This window comes from Bacillus sp. 2B09, from assembly GCF_003946835.1.
Lineage (GTDB): Bacteria > Bacillota > Bacilli > Bacillales > Bacillaceae > Bacillus > Bacillus altitudinis.
Genome location: NZ_RPSG01000005.1, coordinates 15,682 through 29,861, shown reverse-complemented (window position 1 = coordinate 29,861; position 14,180 = coordinate 15,682). Strand labels below are relative to the sequence as shown.

General features: G+C 40.9%; 12 protein-coding genes. 4 read left to right on the top strand and 8 right to left on the bottom strand.

Going from position 1 to position 14,180, the window contains the following annotated elements; all coding sequences use genetic code 11:
* Window positions 1-258 precede the first annotated feature (258 nt).
* Complete coding sequence (locus EBQ12_RS11355) at window positions 259-1,299, top strand: DUF4352 domain-containing protein (RefSeq protein ID WP_125590025.1); 1,041 nt, start codon at window positions 259-261, stop codon at window positions 1,297-1,299.
* Between the two features lie 48 nt (window positions 1,300-1,347).
* Here EBQ12_RS11355 and EBQ12_RS11350 read toward each other — a convergent pair whose 3' ends face one another.
* The 3 genes from EBQ12_RS11350 to EBQ12_RS11340 all read right to left on the bottom strand — a co-directional run bounded on the left by EBQ12_RS11350 (window position 1,348) and on the right by EBQ12_RS11340 (window position 4,862).
* Complete coding sequence (locus tag EBQ12_RS11350; RefSeq protein WP_125590023.1) at window positions 1,348-2,439, bottom strand: SEC-C metal-binding domain-containing protein; 1,092 nt, start codon at window positions 2,437-2,439, stop codon at window positions 1,348-1,350.
* 193 nt (window positions 2,440-2,632) lie between these two features.
* The gene (locus tag EBQ12_RS11345; protein ID WP_125590021.1) at window positions 2,633-3,571 is read right to left on the bottom strand and encodes a response regulator; all 939 of its coding nucleotides are present in this window, start codon (window positions 3,569-3,571) and stop codon (window positions 2,633-2,635) included.
* Between the two features lie 4 nt (window positions 3,572-3,575).
* Window positions 3,576-4,862 carry an ATP-binding protein gene (locus EBQ12_RS11340; RefSeq protein WP_125590019.1) on the bottom strand — a complete coding sequence of 429 codons (1,287 nt, stop codon included), beginning with the start codon at window positions 4,860-4,862 and terminating at the stop codon, window positions 3,576-3,578.
* Between the two features lie 518 nt (window positions 4,863-5,380).
* Between EBQ12_RS11340 and EBQ12_RS11335 the strand changes: the two genes are divergently transcribed.
* On the top strand, window positions 5,381-6,361 hold the full coding sequence (locus EBQ12_RS11335; protein WP_048001334.1) for a glutaminase: 981 nt from the start codon (window positions 5,381-5,383) through the stop codon (window positions 6,359-6,361).
* A 33-nt stretch (window positions 6,362-6,394) separates the two neighbouring features.
* Window positions 6,395-7,810, top strand: coding sequence for an alanine/glycine:cation symporter family protein (locus tag EBQ12_RS11330; RefSeq protein ID WP_113747528.1), 1,416 nt, complete (start codon window positions 6,395-6,397; stop codon window positions 7,808-7,810).
* Window positions 7,811-7,849: 39 nt separating this feature from the next.
* Here EBQ12_RS11330 and EBQ12_RS11325 read toward each other — a convergent pair whose 3' ends face one another.
* The 4 genes from EBQ12_RS11325 to EBQ12_RS11310 form a co-directional block, all read right to left on the bottom strand.
* Window positions 7,850-8,710 (bottom strand): alpha/beta fold hydrolase, encoded by an 861-nt coding sequence (locus tag EBQ12_RS11325; RefSeq protein WP_035390563.1) that lies wholly within the window; start codon window positions 8,708-8,710, stop codon window positions 7,850-7,852.
* A 161-nt stretch (window positions 8,711-8,871) separates the two neighbouring features.
* Window positions 8,872-9,237: a VOC family protein gene (locus tag EBQ12_RS11320; RefSeq protein WP_008342155.1), complete on the bottom strand. Its 366-nt coding sequence runs from the start codon at window positions 9,235-9,237 to the stop codon at window positions 8,872-8,874.
* Window positions 9,238-9,337: 100 nt separating this feature from the next.
* Window positions 9,338-10,720 carry an amino acid permease gene (locus EBQ12_RS11315; protein ID WP_017358611.1) on the bottom strand — a complete coding sequence of 461 codons (1,383 nt, stop codon included), beginning with the start codon at window positions 10,718-10,720 and terminating at the stop codon, window positions 9,338-9,340.
* 67 nt (window positions 10,721-10,787) lie between these two features.
* The gene (locus tag EBQ12_RS11310; RefSeq protein WP_060780727.1) at window positions 10,788-12,296 is read right to left on the bottom strand and encodes a class I adenylate-forming enzyme family protein; all 1,509 of its coding nucleotides are present in this window, start codon (window positions 12,294-12,296) and stop codon (window positions 10,788-10,790) included.
* A gap of 262 nt (window positions 12,297-12,558) precedes the next feature.
* Here EBQ12_RS11310 and EBQ12_RS11305 point away from each other — a divergent pair, with 262 nt between their 5' ends.
* The gene (locus EBQ12_RS11305; protein ID WP_007498406.1) at window positions 12,559-12,996 is read left to right on the top strand and encodes a MarR family winged helix-turn-helix transcriptional regulator; all 438 of its coding nucleotides are present in this window, start codon (window positions 12,559-12,561) and stop codon (window positions 12,994-12,996) included.
* 21 nt (window positions 12,997-13,017) lie between these two features.
* On the opposite strand, the gene EBQ12_RS11300 is transcribed toward EBQ12_RS11305, so the two are convergent.
* A complete protein-coding gene (locus EBQ12_RS11300) occupies window positions 13,018-14,151 on the bottom strand; it encodes a zinc-dependent alcohol dehydrogenase (RefSeq protein ID WP_058214118.1) in 1,134 nt (377 codons plus the stop codon).
* Window positions 14,152-14,180: the final 29 nt, after the last annotated feature.

The following is a 14,180-nucleotide window of genomic DNA, read 5'->3' as shown; positions in this document are numbered from 1 at the left end:
TAGATAAATTAATTCTAATTAACTAGTATATTTCACTTATTAAATTCCGTTTTTTATAGGTATTTGTGTAAAAATCTATAAAAGATAGGGACTAAAACCTATTCCTCATCACGAATGAAATTCGATAGAATGAATAGTGCAAATCGTCATTAGGAGATTTTCCCCTTTAACACCCGAATATACCATTCTATCTGTTTCTTTTTTCTCAGTCAGATAGCGGGAAGAAAATGACGAAAGAAAAGCAAAGGAGCATCAACTGTGAATCTTAAAAAAATAAGTGCACTCCTCATGATTTCATTCGTGATGATCATCTCTGCAGCCTGCCAGAGCTCAGCAAAATCAACAAAGGCTGACCAAAAATCAACAAAAACAGCAGAGGTAAAAGTGAATAGCTACGAATATACGTTACCAGAAGACTCAACAACTACCTTGCGAGACAATGAATTGGTGTTAAAAGTCAACCTGACGATCACCAACAAAGGTGACAAAGCCCTTTCACTATATAACTCTGATTTCACCCTTTATCAGGACGATGCCAAAGTCTCTGATTTAAAATTCTACGGCAGTAAAGACCGCCTTGATCTTGGGTCATTGAACAAAGGGAAATCACTATCAGGAGCTCTTTATTTCCTAGTAGATAAAGGCAAAAAATATCAGTTCGTGTACCAAGATAGCATCAAGAAAAACAGCGATTCGATCGAAATTGAACTAGATGGCGAAAAGATACTGGATTCAGCGAAAAAGCTAGATAACCCAGCAAAAGCACTATCTGCTTATACAGATCTCATTGTTTTTGACAAAAAGAATGATCAATTCTCAGAATTAACAGGTGACAATCAATCAGATGTCGTTAATAAATATCACGAAATGTTTGTGAAAGACTTTAAAAGAAGTGCAGGCATATATGGAAACGAAGTCAGTGACCGCGATATTTTATCCATGTACAAACGCATGCAAAATACAATGAAGGATAAAGCGAAAGTGGAAACAAGTGTGAAAACCATCTCAGATGACGAAGCGAAGGTTGTCGCTCAAGTAACCGGTATTGATGCTTCTAACTTAAAAGACAAACTAGACAAACAAAGAGATGAGTTTTACAACGGCAAAATCCGTTCGAAAGAAGAATTGTATAAGAAAAGCTTGAATATGTACGCATCTGAGTTTGAAAAGCTTCCTCCAGTCTCAAGCCCTGCTGAGTATGAAGTGAAAATGAAACGTAACGGAGATGGTCAGTGGAAAATTGACCTCAATGATTATAATACAGAGCAATACATGAGTGGTTTTATTAAAACAAGATGATGAAAAAAAGACGCTGGCTCCTTGAAAGGTACCGCGTCTTTTTTCATGCTATGATACAGTCGTCTCTTGCTCTTCTTTGACCGCTTTTTCAATATCTTTAAATCGGCTCGATACAGTAGACGCACTAATGCCATACTTTTTAGCAATTTGTGCTTGAGAAAGCGGGGCATCGCTTGCAAGTGAATGAATATAATATTCGATTCCAGCAGCAAATGACGCCGCTTTACGGATCACAGGTGCTTTCTGATCACAGTAAGCTTTCCAAACTGTTAAAGCGCCATCTGTCAGGCTTTGGTCACCGTGCTCTTTCATCCCGTCTTCAATCAGCTTGGCTGTTTCCAGCTGAACGTCACTAGCCCAGTCCATCCGATCTGCTGATAGTCCTACTGTACTTCCTTCTGTTTGAGCAGGCGCTTCTGTTTCTTCAACTTCTTGCTTCGCAAACATACACTTCAGCACTTCAGGGAAGGCTTCTCTCATAAATGTACTACGTGCTCCTCCGTTTGCCTCATGTGCTTCAACGAGCTGGCGAACCTGAAGAAGAAGCGTATCAGTAAACTCTTTCGCGAACATCGTATATTGAATGAAAAACTCTGCTTTTTCTTCAAACTGAACAGGGAAACCTAGAACAAGACTACCTTTCTCTGGCAGCACGGTTTGATCCGGCTTCACATCAACTTCAACCTTCTCAGCTGTCACCATATTCTCAAAGTAAAGAGACTCGTCCGTTTTTTCATTTAATAAAAGCAAAGATGGCTCCATGTCTGTCCAAGATTCAACCACTTGTCTTGTTTTAGGACGGGTAATATCTTCTGCTTTTTTTGTCAGGAATTCTTGGAAGATGGTCTCTTTCTTATCTGTTAATGGGCGGAAGAAAATGCCCCATACACTCAAATGAAAGACTGAGATTTGTTGCGTTTCTTTATCCATATCTGCTAGGAAAGAAAACTCATTAATGAATTGATTGATCGCTCTCTGATGCTTAGAGAACGCATAATTCATTAAATCCTTTTGAACTTGTACAGCTTCCTTAAACACAAGCTCAGACGTTTGTTCTCCGCCTGACTTTTGACCACAGCAATGTTTATATTTTTTTCCGCTTCCGCATGGGCAGAGCGCATTTCGTTTAATTTTTCCCAAAATAAAACCTCCGACATTCTAGTCTAACCTCACTATTTTAACAAACGATTGCACAGGAGAGTTTTATTTTCAAGAAAAAAGAAAAATCAGAATGATCAGATAAATAACAAAGACGTCTAAAAGAGCAAGGCGGCTCATAGTCAAAAGCCCTCTGTCTCTGTTTATTTTCTCCAATCATTCCAATAGATTTCCCTCAGCTCATCCCTTCGAATAGCTGCTTTGCTTCAAAATAAAAGATTTGCACGAACTTTTTCGTATTGACTCTGCCTGTTGACCCTGCAGATGAAGAAGTCTTCTGCATTTCTTTCATTCTTTGGCTGACATCAGTGAAATCAAAAAACTTCGACGCATAGTGCTCAAATTTAGGATTTGAAAAATCTGTGAGCCCAAGTGATGCGAAATGATTTAAGGAATGATGGATGGCTCGTCTAATTCGCTGCTCTGCTGCTTTCACTTCCCGCATCACTTCCACATCCGCCGCACCACGACCAAGTTTTCGTTCCGCCGTTTTGATAAATAGCTGCTTTAATGGCGGAAAATTCACCTCATGAGAATTGGCTGTCTGCGTTTCATGTAAGTAGATCAATATCTCTAGTAAATCCTTAGAGCCACTCTCTCCGACAATTCCTAATTCAGATAGGAGGAATTCCCCTGCCTCTTTCATCGTTCTTCGCTTTGATCCAGTACCTGTCTCATGAGAAATCACTGGCTCTAATGGCAGCACATGCCGAAGAGAAGCTTGAATATCGTAAATTGATTTTTCGAGCTTGATCCGCTCCATGACCTTTCGAATGACACTGACAATCTCAATTCGATTGACGGGTTTATGAATATAATATTCAATTCCAAGTTCATAGGCTTCTGCCATCATCTCTTTTGCTTCTACTTGAGATATCATGATGACCTTGCCTTTGAATTCAGGGTGAATATGGCGTATGGTTTGAATGCCGTCTCTAGCTGGCATTAAAAGATCAATCAGAAGGATGTCTACTTTTTTCAGGTTCAATGAATGCGCTTCTAATCCAATGCCGTCATCAGCTTCATCCACGACCTCTCCTAGATCCCCATCCTCAATGATTTGACCTAAAATCGAGCGTATTGCACGATCATCATCTGCAATGAAAAATCGCATACACTCACCCTCTCTGTATTAAATTTTTTATCGGAAGGGCAAGCTGAAAAGCTGTTCCTTTCGTTTCTTTCTGCTCAATCTGGATTTGACCGTCCAGCTCTTGAACCAGCTCTCTCACATAGGATAAGCCAATCCCAGTTGACGGTGTTCCATATGCATCAAATTTTGAAGTATATCCAGGATCAAATACAATCTCTCTCAATTTCTCAGGAATACCCGGTCCATCATCCTCGACCCGAACCTCTATTTTATCATGACTGCCTTTTAATACGAGTGAGATGGCTCCATCATGCTTAATTGCTTCAACTGCATTTGCCATTAAATTATTAATCAGCGATAAGAAAATGAACACATGATACTCATGCAAGTGAATGCCTTTTATATCAGATGTAAAGGAAATGTTCTTCCCGAGAGATAGCGCATATTTCTCTTGAATGCGAATCACGATTTGAACAAGATCCTCTGCCCTCATATAATCTTGCATATTCTCCTTGGAAATTAGCTTTGAAAGCCCAGCATAAATACGCTGATTGTCCTTTTTGACTTCATGTATTTCCCCTGCAAGCTTGAGCAGCTCCTGACTCACTTTCTTTCCTGCCTCATGTTCATTCAGCAGACGATAGAGCCGATAGGATTCTTGCGTTATGTGCTCTGTATGATTTAACGTTTTCTTTAAATGAACTGTTTCCTCATATAGATTTGAAATGACCATCATCATATGCTCATTTTGCTTCATGATTTGTTTCTCTCTTGATTGTGCCTCATACAGCCTCATCATATTAAAAAAGCTGATGACCACGAAGCTGTGAGCAAATGCAATGAGGATCATATCACTCAGCTTTGAGAAAGTCATGGTTGTATCAAACACTAAAAATTGTACAAACAGCTCAACAAAATCAGCAAGCAGTTCAATCATCAGTCCGATCAGCCCAATAAAAATGGAACGCTGCTTGAAACGTCCTGTACGGACAACAAAGAAAAGAAAAGCATAAGTAAAGTAAAAAAAGAAGCTCGGAAACTGCTGATAAAATGACAGAGCCAAATCAGCTTTTTGCTGAATAAGATCTAAACCTACTCGAAATAGGACAATGGCTGCACCTGTTAAAAACCCTGGCAGCAATGGTCTTGATTTTCTTAAAAGTAATAAGCAAAAGAAAAACGCAGGTGCCCCAAAACTAATACGAAATGTTTCATTCACAGGATAAAACTTCAGCTCTCCCGCAAGCGGCACAATGACGATCATAAAAATCAAAATAAATGCGTCTTTTTTGACAAGCTGGTTTAAACTCAAATGACTGACATCCCTTCCCCTGTTTACATAGCCACAGTATACAAGGAGACTCTTTGCTTCACAATGAGCAAAAAAATTATTTTCACGGCTACTTCTCTCTTCAAAATCATTTTTTATGACTATTCTCCGAGGAGGCATGGTGACCTTTCAGCTATCCTACGATTTGGAGATTGTCTACAATAATGGGAATTGTTTAGACAATTGTATGCAGACTGATTTTTTATTTGTAAGTTTTTCTGTAGATTTTCGTCAGATTGTGTAGTTTCCAAGATAAATTGAATAAATAATTTTAGTGAAACTATATGTAAGCGTTTTCTTACTTTTCACTAAAAACCCTTTTTGTTGTTTCGCCGCCAAAGCCTTCATTTGAACATATATTTAGGTGTAAAGGAGTGGTACAAGCAGCGCATGACAAGTTCTTTGAAGATGTGTAACATGTTTTCGTGCCTATTTGATCGCATTTTTTGTCATCCGCCAATTCAATAGGGTACTTTTTGATTTTTGATTGGAGGAATCGTATGAAAACAGCAATTTCTAATAATACACAACACGCATGCCAGTCTTCTGTTGATCAATGGGCAGAAGAAATACGTCCGTATTACAAAAACGGGCAGAACGCTGGCTACATTCCAGCACTCGGAAAAGTAAATTCCTCTCAACTTGGTATCAGCGTGATAGGCCCAGATGGATCATCTGTACGTTATGGTGATTGGGACGTTCCCTTTACCCTGCAAAGTATCTCAAAAGTCATCAGCTTTATAGCTGCCTGTTTAGGAAGAGGCGTTGCGTACGTCTTGGATCGGGTAGATGTAGAGCCAACTGGTGATGCATTTAATTCCATCTACCGCCTTGAGATGCATAAACCAGGGAAGCCCTTTAATCCAATGATTAATGCTGGAGCTATTACCGTATCCTCCATCCTTCCTGGAAAGACTTCTACAGAAAAGCTAGCATATATTTTCGATTTAATCGAAAACTTAATAGGTAAGCGTCCTTCTGTTAATGAAGAGGTTTATCAATCAGAATGGGCAACTGCACACCGCAACCGGGCACTTGCTTATTATTTAAAAGAAACCAATTACTTAGAATCAGATGTCGAGGACACGTTAGAAGTGTATTTAAAGCAATGTTCCATTGAGGTCACAACAGAGGACATCGCCTTGATTGGACTGATTATTTCAAGTGATGGCTTCCATCCCTTTAAACAAGTCCAAGTCATCCCAAAAGATATCGCAAGACTAACAAAGGCATTGATGCTGACATGCGGCATGTACAATGCGTCTGGTAATTTTGCGGCATTCGTAGGCGTTCCAGCCAAAAGTGGTGTGTCTGGAGGAATCATGGCTTGCGTTCCGCCAAGCGCAAGAAGAGAATTCCCATTTCAGACAGGCTGCGGTATCGGCATTTATGGTCCTGCCATTGACGATTGTGGAAATAGTATTACCGGTGTCATGATGCTGAAGAAACTCGCCAAAGAGTGGGATCTCAGTATTTTTTAAAAAGAACAGTGATGAATTCGAAGAGGTGATGTTATGAATGGTTTATTAACAACAACAAATGGTTTTCTATGGTCATATATTATTGTTGCACTATTAATTCTTGTCGGCCTTTATTTTACATTTAGAACTCGATTCCTTCAGATTCGTATGCTCAAGGAAATGGTCATCGTTCTGAAAGAAGGAACAAATAAACAAAAATCTGGTGTGTCACCATTCCAAGCGTTTGCTATTAGTATGGCCGCTCGAGTTGGAACAGGAAATATTACTGGTATCGCGATCGCTATTGCCATGGGTGGTCCTGGTGCTATTTTCTGGATGTGGATTCTCGCAATTATTGGTTCCGCCTCTAGTTTTGTTGAAAGTACACTTGCCCAAGTCTATAAAACAAAGGATGGGTCAGGCTTTCGCGGAGGTCCAGCGTACTACATTGAAAAAGGCTTAAAGAAACGCTGGATGGGGATTTTATTTGCCGTATTGATTACTATTTCTTTCGGTATTGTCTTTAACGCTGTACAGTCGAATACCATTACCATCGCTTTTGAAAATTCATTTGGTACAAACCGATTGATGGTTGGAGTCATTATGGCTGTTGGATTTAGCTTGATCATTTTCGGCGGTGTCAAAACGATCGCAAAGATGGCAGAATATATTGTCGTCTTCTTAGCTGTTGCATATATTGGTATTGCTCTGTTTGTCATGATCACAAACATTACCGAACTGCCTGGTGTTGTTCATACCATTATCACCCATGCATTTGGCATTGAACAATTTGCAGGAGGTACGATGGGTGCTGTCATCATGGAAGGGATCAAACGGGGTCTCTTTTCAAACGAAGCGGGGATGGGTAGTGCGCCGAATGCAGCTGCGGCTGCCGTGACTAGTCACCCTGTAAAGCAAGGGCTCATTCAGGCATTTGGTGTTTTAACTGATACCCTGATTATTTGTACAAGTACTGCTTTTATTGTCCTTTTCTCTAATGCATATAAAACAACCAAATTAACTGGTATCGAACTTACTCAGGCTTCTTTAAGTGAACACATTGGCCCTTGGGCTTCTGGTGTACTTGCCATTATGGTCTTCTTGTTTGCGTTTAGTACGTTAATCGGAAATTATTACTATGGTGAAACAAACATTGAGTTCCTTAAATCAAGCAAGGCGTGGCTCATTGGATACCGTATTGCCGTTATAGCAATGGTCTTATTCGGTGCTGTGGCAAGTGTTCCTTTTGTTTGGAACCTCGCCGACTTATTCATGGGTCTCATGGTCATCGTCAACCTCATTGCCATTACCATGCTGTCTAAGGTCGCCTTTGCAGCATTGAAAGATTATACGAGACAGAAAAAAGAAGGAAAAGATCCTGTCTTTTATAAAAATGCTGTTCCAAACAATGAAAGCATTGAATGCTGGGACGACGAACCTGTTTCCTTGAAAAAGAATCAAATCGGATAAAACAAATAAGCTCTGGTCATATGATCAGAGCTTATTTCTTTATGTTAAAAATTCGAGTATGAGCTTATTCACGACATCTGGCTTTTCATGATTGATCCAATGGGTGGCATCATCGACAAAAATCAGCTGTCCATTTGGGCAAATTTTGATCGTTTCTTTTGCGAGCTTTCTGCTTAGAAACTTGTCCTCCATTCCCCAAATCATTCGGACAGGCACGAGAATTCGTTTGGAAATCGGTTTTTCAAAGCCGCCTTTTTTAATCGCTCGATACCAATTCAACATGGACGTAATGGCTCCAGGCTGCGTCCATGCCAACTTATAGCTTGAGACATCTTCTTTTGTAAACAAATGAGGTCTAGCAGATAGTCCAATGGCTTCATCCAGTCTTTGAAAGTGATTTTCTTGAAGGGCTGCCTCTGGTACATTTGGAAGCTGAAAGAACGCGATATAAGAGCTCTTCTTCCACTGCGGCGGATAAAACGGAAGGACCTTCATCATCACACGAGGATGCGGCATGTTGACGATGATTAATTTTTCTACATATTGAGAACGGGTTGAAGCAAGATGCCAAGCAACAGCTCCACCCCAATCATGTCCGCCGACAATGGCCTTTTGATTTGGGCTCAGTGCCTTAATTAATCCCACGATATCATCTCTTAATTTGTCTAAGACGTATGATTCGACTCCTTCTGGTTTGTCACTCAGATGGTATCCCCTTTGATCAGGAACAACGACACGATACCCTGCCTCAGCCAGGGGGCGGATTTGATTTTTCCAACCATACCAAAACTCAGGAAATCCATGCAGCAGAACCAGCAGTGGGCCATCTTCAGGACCAGCCATTGCTGTATGGAGCTTTATGCCGTTTGTTTGAATATATTGAAACTCAACTTGATCCATTCCTTTTCCACCCTTTCCCCATGTCTTATCATTCTTCCAACATAGCATATTTTCCATTTTTCAGAAAATAAAAACACTCACAAAAAAACCTTCACAAGGGTGAAGGCTCAGATTATTGACAACGAATGCGAGGGTTTTTCTACACGCTGAAACGTCTTTATTTATTTCATATAATTCAGCACCCATATCAGACCATTCTTCCGATCTTGTACTTGTCCATGAAGTGCGCCAAAAAACGTATCCTGTAATTCTACAAGGACATCTCCGTCAGCTTCAAGCGCCTCGTATACAGCCTTTAACTCTTCCTCATTGTCAAACTGCATGATCAATCGAAGATTCTCCGGTTTTGGTGTGCGGCCAAATGTATCTGAAAAGTGGAGCAGTGATTCTCCAAGGTGTAGCTCAGCATGCAATACACGGTCTTGATGTTCATTTAAGATACGAATATCTCCGCCAAAAATTCCTTGATAATATTGAAGAGATTCTTTGACGTCTTCTACGACAATATAAGGACTAACGCTGATCATTTCCCTCATCCTCCTCTTGTTCCGTTCATTATCTCTTATATAGCTTATCCCAAATCGTATGAAAAAAGGCACAAATCGTCAACGGATTTGCACCTTTTTCTCAAGCAGATTTCGCTAATTCACTGTGTTTGTTAGAATATGCTGCGTACATGACGACACCGATCATCAGCCAAACCCCGAAGTACAGCCATGTCCGGCCTGGTAAATTGAGCATCAGGAACACACAACAGCCCATCGAGATAATTGGCAAAACCGGTACAAACGGAACCCGGAATCCCCTTTCCAGCTGTTTATGTGTCTTTCTCAAAATGAGTACGGATAAGCTCACCATCGCAAACGTTAATAATGCACCGATATTGGCTAGGTTGGACAGATCCTTCAAATCAATAAACCCTGAAATAACAGCTGTCATCCCGCCAATCACCCATATACTGGCAACAGGTGTATCACTTTTGTTTGTTTTTGAAAACACTTTAGGCAAGAGCCCGTCCCGCCCCATCGCAAAAGCAATTCGAGTTGCTGCATAATTATTGGCGAAAATCACAGCCATCAATCCAATTACAGCTCCGACAGAAATAATACCAGCCACGCTATGTTGATGGACACTTTGCAATACATAAGACATTGCCTCTGTCACATTCAACTTCGTATAGTGCACCATACCTGTCATGACCAAACAAACGACAATATAAATGATCGTACAAATGAGCAATGAACCAATAATGCCAATTGGCAGGTTCCGCTGTGGATTTTTCACCTCTTCTGCAGAAGCCGAAATGGCATCGAATCCTAAAAAGGCAAAAAACACAGCAGCGGCACCAGCAATAATCCCTTCCGTACCAAACGGCATGAACGGCTGCCAATTGGCTGGCTCTACATAAAAACCACCTACTACAATGAAAAGAACAATAATGCCAAGTTTCACAAACACCATGATATTATTGAATTTTTTACTTTCTTTCGTTCCTCTAGATAGGATCCACGCAATGAGTAAAGCAATGATAATTGCTGGCAAATTCATATATCCGCCTTGTTCTGGACCAGCTAAAAATTGATGTGGAATTGAGATTCCAAACCCCTCCAGCAGGCTGTTAAAATAACTCGACCAGCCACTCGCTACAGCTGAAGCAGTCAGCATATAAACAGATAATAACGTCCATCCCATGAGATGACCTACGAGCTCACCCATTGTGGTATATGAATAAATGTACGCACTGCCGAACACAGGCAGCGCGGAAGCCATTTCTGCATAACAAAGTGCTGCTAAACTGCACACAATCGCTGCGATCGCAAAGGAGAAAATAACAGCCGGTCCTGCATCCTTAGCTGCTGTAATTCCGGTTAACACCATGACCCCCGTCCCAATCACAGCCCCTATGCCAAGGAGCGTGAGATCGAGCCCGCCCAGTGTTTTTTTTACCTTTTGCTGTCTGCTCTGTTCTAACAAATCGTGAATGTGTTTCTTACGAAGTATATGTCGCAAACCCTTTCCCTCCAAAACGTTAGAAAAACAAAAAAATCATTCAAATTTCATTATAGCAGAATAGATCCTACGCATTCACAACCAATTCACGTAAATCTTTCTTCATGATTTTACCAAGTTTATTTTTTGGCAGATCCTGCGTGAAATGAATGGATGGCACTTTGTAATCTGCTAAACGTTCCTTGCAGTAATTCAACACATCTTCTTCGCAGAAATCGACAGATTCGTCTTTTACGATATATGCACTTGGTACTTCACCATATAAGTCATCTGGTACCCCAATGACAGCAGATTCAATTACACCTGGAATTTGATCAATGACCTCTTCCACTTGGTCAGGGTAAATATTATCCCCACCGTATAGAATCACATCTTTGTATCTCCCTGTGATGTATAGAAAACCGTCTTCATCCAGATAGCCTGCATCTCCCATATGGAACCAGCCATCTTTGAGCACTTTCTCTGTCGCTTCAGGTTGATGATAGTAGCCTAAGAAATAAAATGGGCTTCTCATGACGACCTCGCCAATTTCTCCAGCTGGGAGCGCCTCCTCTGTCTCAGGATGCACGATTTTGACTTCTACATCCGGATCCACTTTACCAGCAGAGCCCATCTTATCCTCACCCATCGCTGGATGCCACGCACTCACAACCCACGCTTCTGTACTTCCGTAGCCATGCATCATCTGAATGCCTACTTCTTTGTAATCTTTAATTAAGCGTACCGGTACCTTCGTACCACCAGAAATCGCAATTTCAAAAGATGAGAGATCGTACGAACCGCGCTTCATTTCTTCTAGCATGTACGTATAAGCTGATGGGAAAGCCATCATAAACGTAATTCTTTCTTTCTCAATCGTTTCTAAAATGCGTTTCGGTGTTGCATCATGTAAGAAGACTAACGTATACCCTTCAATTGCAGCTGCAATCAAGTGATTAATAGAACTCATATGATACAGCGGATGACTTGCCAAGTACCGTTTTCCTTTCAGATCAAATCCTCGATTCCCACGTCTTGTTAAAAATTGATAGATTCGTCCATGTCCGACCATACAGCCTTTTGGATTACCTGTTGTACCTGAAGTGAATAAAATCATGGCCAAATCTTCTTCTGATACCTGTTCAGCAAGATCACTTCCATCATTAGACGCCAATATGTCTTCAAACAGCTGTGTTGTTTTCGCATTGACACCAGATTCCACCATGAGACAATCTTCTAAAGACACATTCACTGCCGCAATAATGTCACGGAATTCACGGTCAAAAAATAAAGCCTTTGGCTCTGCTTTTTTCAAGATACCTTCTAGCTCAAAAGAGGTAAGTTGCCAGCTAAGCGGTACGGCGACTGCACCTGCTTTAATGGCTGCCAGCATAATCGTAGAAAAGTGATGATGGTTTTGACAAATAAAGCACACCCGGTCACCTTTTCGAATTCCTTTACGGTGTAAGTAATGTGCCAGCTGATCAATGCGTTTTGCATATTCTTCAAATGTATAAGACACACCTCCGCCAGTTACCGCTTCAATTTGTGAAGAGCGTTCCATTCTGTCGTTTAGTAATGCCTGTAAAGTATTCAATATCTTCATCTCCAAACGTTTGATGTCCAATAGCCAATTTCCAGTGAATTGGATTGGCAGATTTTATCTCATTCACATTCTAAAATAAAAAGAGGTGAAAGTAAAATCATTTCATTTTGGAATTGTTCCTTTTATTAATTGATAATATAGGTAATTTTATAGCCGTCTTCCATTTTGGTTTAAATGATGATGCTTATTATGATAAGATAGACCTAGTAATTGATCGGAAAATGCGAATGCAATAGGAAAAGAGGTATGGAGAATGCAACATTTCGAGCTAGAGGCAAGTTTGTTAGACCATGCACTGACAAAGTATTTAAAGGCGACGAAACGAATAGATGAAGAGAATATCCCGAAAAACGTCACGAATGTAAAAGGGTTTATTTTACGCATCATCTACCGCCATCAATCATGTACTGTGAAAAATATTCTGCAGGAAGTTTCATTATCTCCCTCCGCAACAACAACCGCTCTCAATCACTTAGAAGATGAAGGGCTAATTATCCGCTCTAGAAATAACAATGACCGCCGTACGGTATGGATTACACTCTCTGAATCAGGTGAACAAATCGCCAGACAAATGATCGACAATCGTCAGCTGCTTGTCAATCAACTGTTCAATCACCTATCAGAAGAAGATAAAAAAACATTTTTTGAATTAATCGAAAAAATGATGGACGAGCGCACACTAAAGGCTTAGGAAATTTCCTAAGCCTTCTTTTTATGGCTTTAAGATGACTTTTATACAATCATCTTGTTTTTCATTGAATATGTGATACGCATGAGCTGCATCATCTAGCGGTAATTGATGTGTGATGATCGCTCTAGGATCAATTTCCCCGGTTGTCACTTTTTGATAAAGCTTTGACATGTACCCTCTCGCCGGTGCCTGTCCCATTTTCAGCGTGACGTTTCTTGCGAAAAAAGCACCCAATGGGAACATATTGTAAAGACCTCCATACACACCCGTCAGCTGAACAGTCCCGCATTTCCTCACGGCTTTTGTGGCAATTTGAATGGGCCCTATCGTTCCGCCTTGCAGCTTGAGCTTCTGTTCAATCTTTTCAAGCGGTGACTTTTTTCCATCCATCCCCACACAATCAATGACAACATCCGCCCCGCCTTTAGTGAGCTCTTTTAGGGTTTCTCCCATGTCAGGGTCTTCTGTAAAATCAAATACTTCTACGCCGCTCATTCGTTTTGCATGGTGAAGGCGATAGTCTATGTAATCAACAGCAATGACCCGCTCTGCGCCCTTTTGCCAAGCAAATTGCTGTGCCATTAACCCAACAGGTCCACACCCCAGCACAATGACTGTATCCCCCTTTTTTACACCTGCGTGTTCTACACTCCAATAAGCAGTTGGCAGAACATCTGATAAAAACAGCAATTGTTCATCCTCTAGCTCACAATCATCCGGCACCTTAAATGGTGTATAGTTTCCAAAGGGCACACGTAAATATTCAGCCTGTCCTCCGGGGTAATTCCCATATTTCTCACTGTATCCAAAAAGTCCGCCTGAATCATAATGGGGGTTTGAGTGATCGCATTGACTTTCTAGATGATGATGGCAATACTGGCATTGACCACACGCCACGGTAAATGGAATGACGACACGATCTCCCTTTTTCACCGCAGTGACATCCGGCCCGACTTCCTCTACCACCCCCATCGGTTCATGCCCAATCACATAGCCGATAGGAAGCGGGAAATTCCCTTGATATAAATGTAAATCTGACCCACAAATAGCTGTAGATGTAATTCGAATGATGACATCTTCACGATCTTGTATAGATGGTGCATCTACTTCCTTCACCGCAATGCGGCTTTTCCCTTGATAGGTGACAGCTCTCATTTGCATTTCCTCCTTTAGTTCAAGTCATC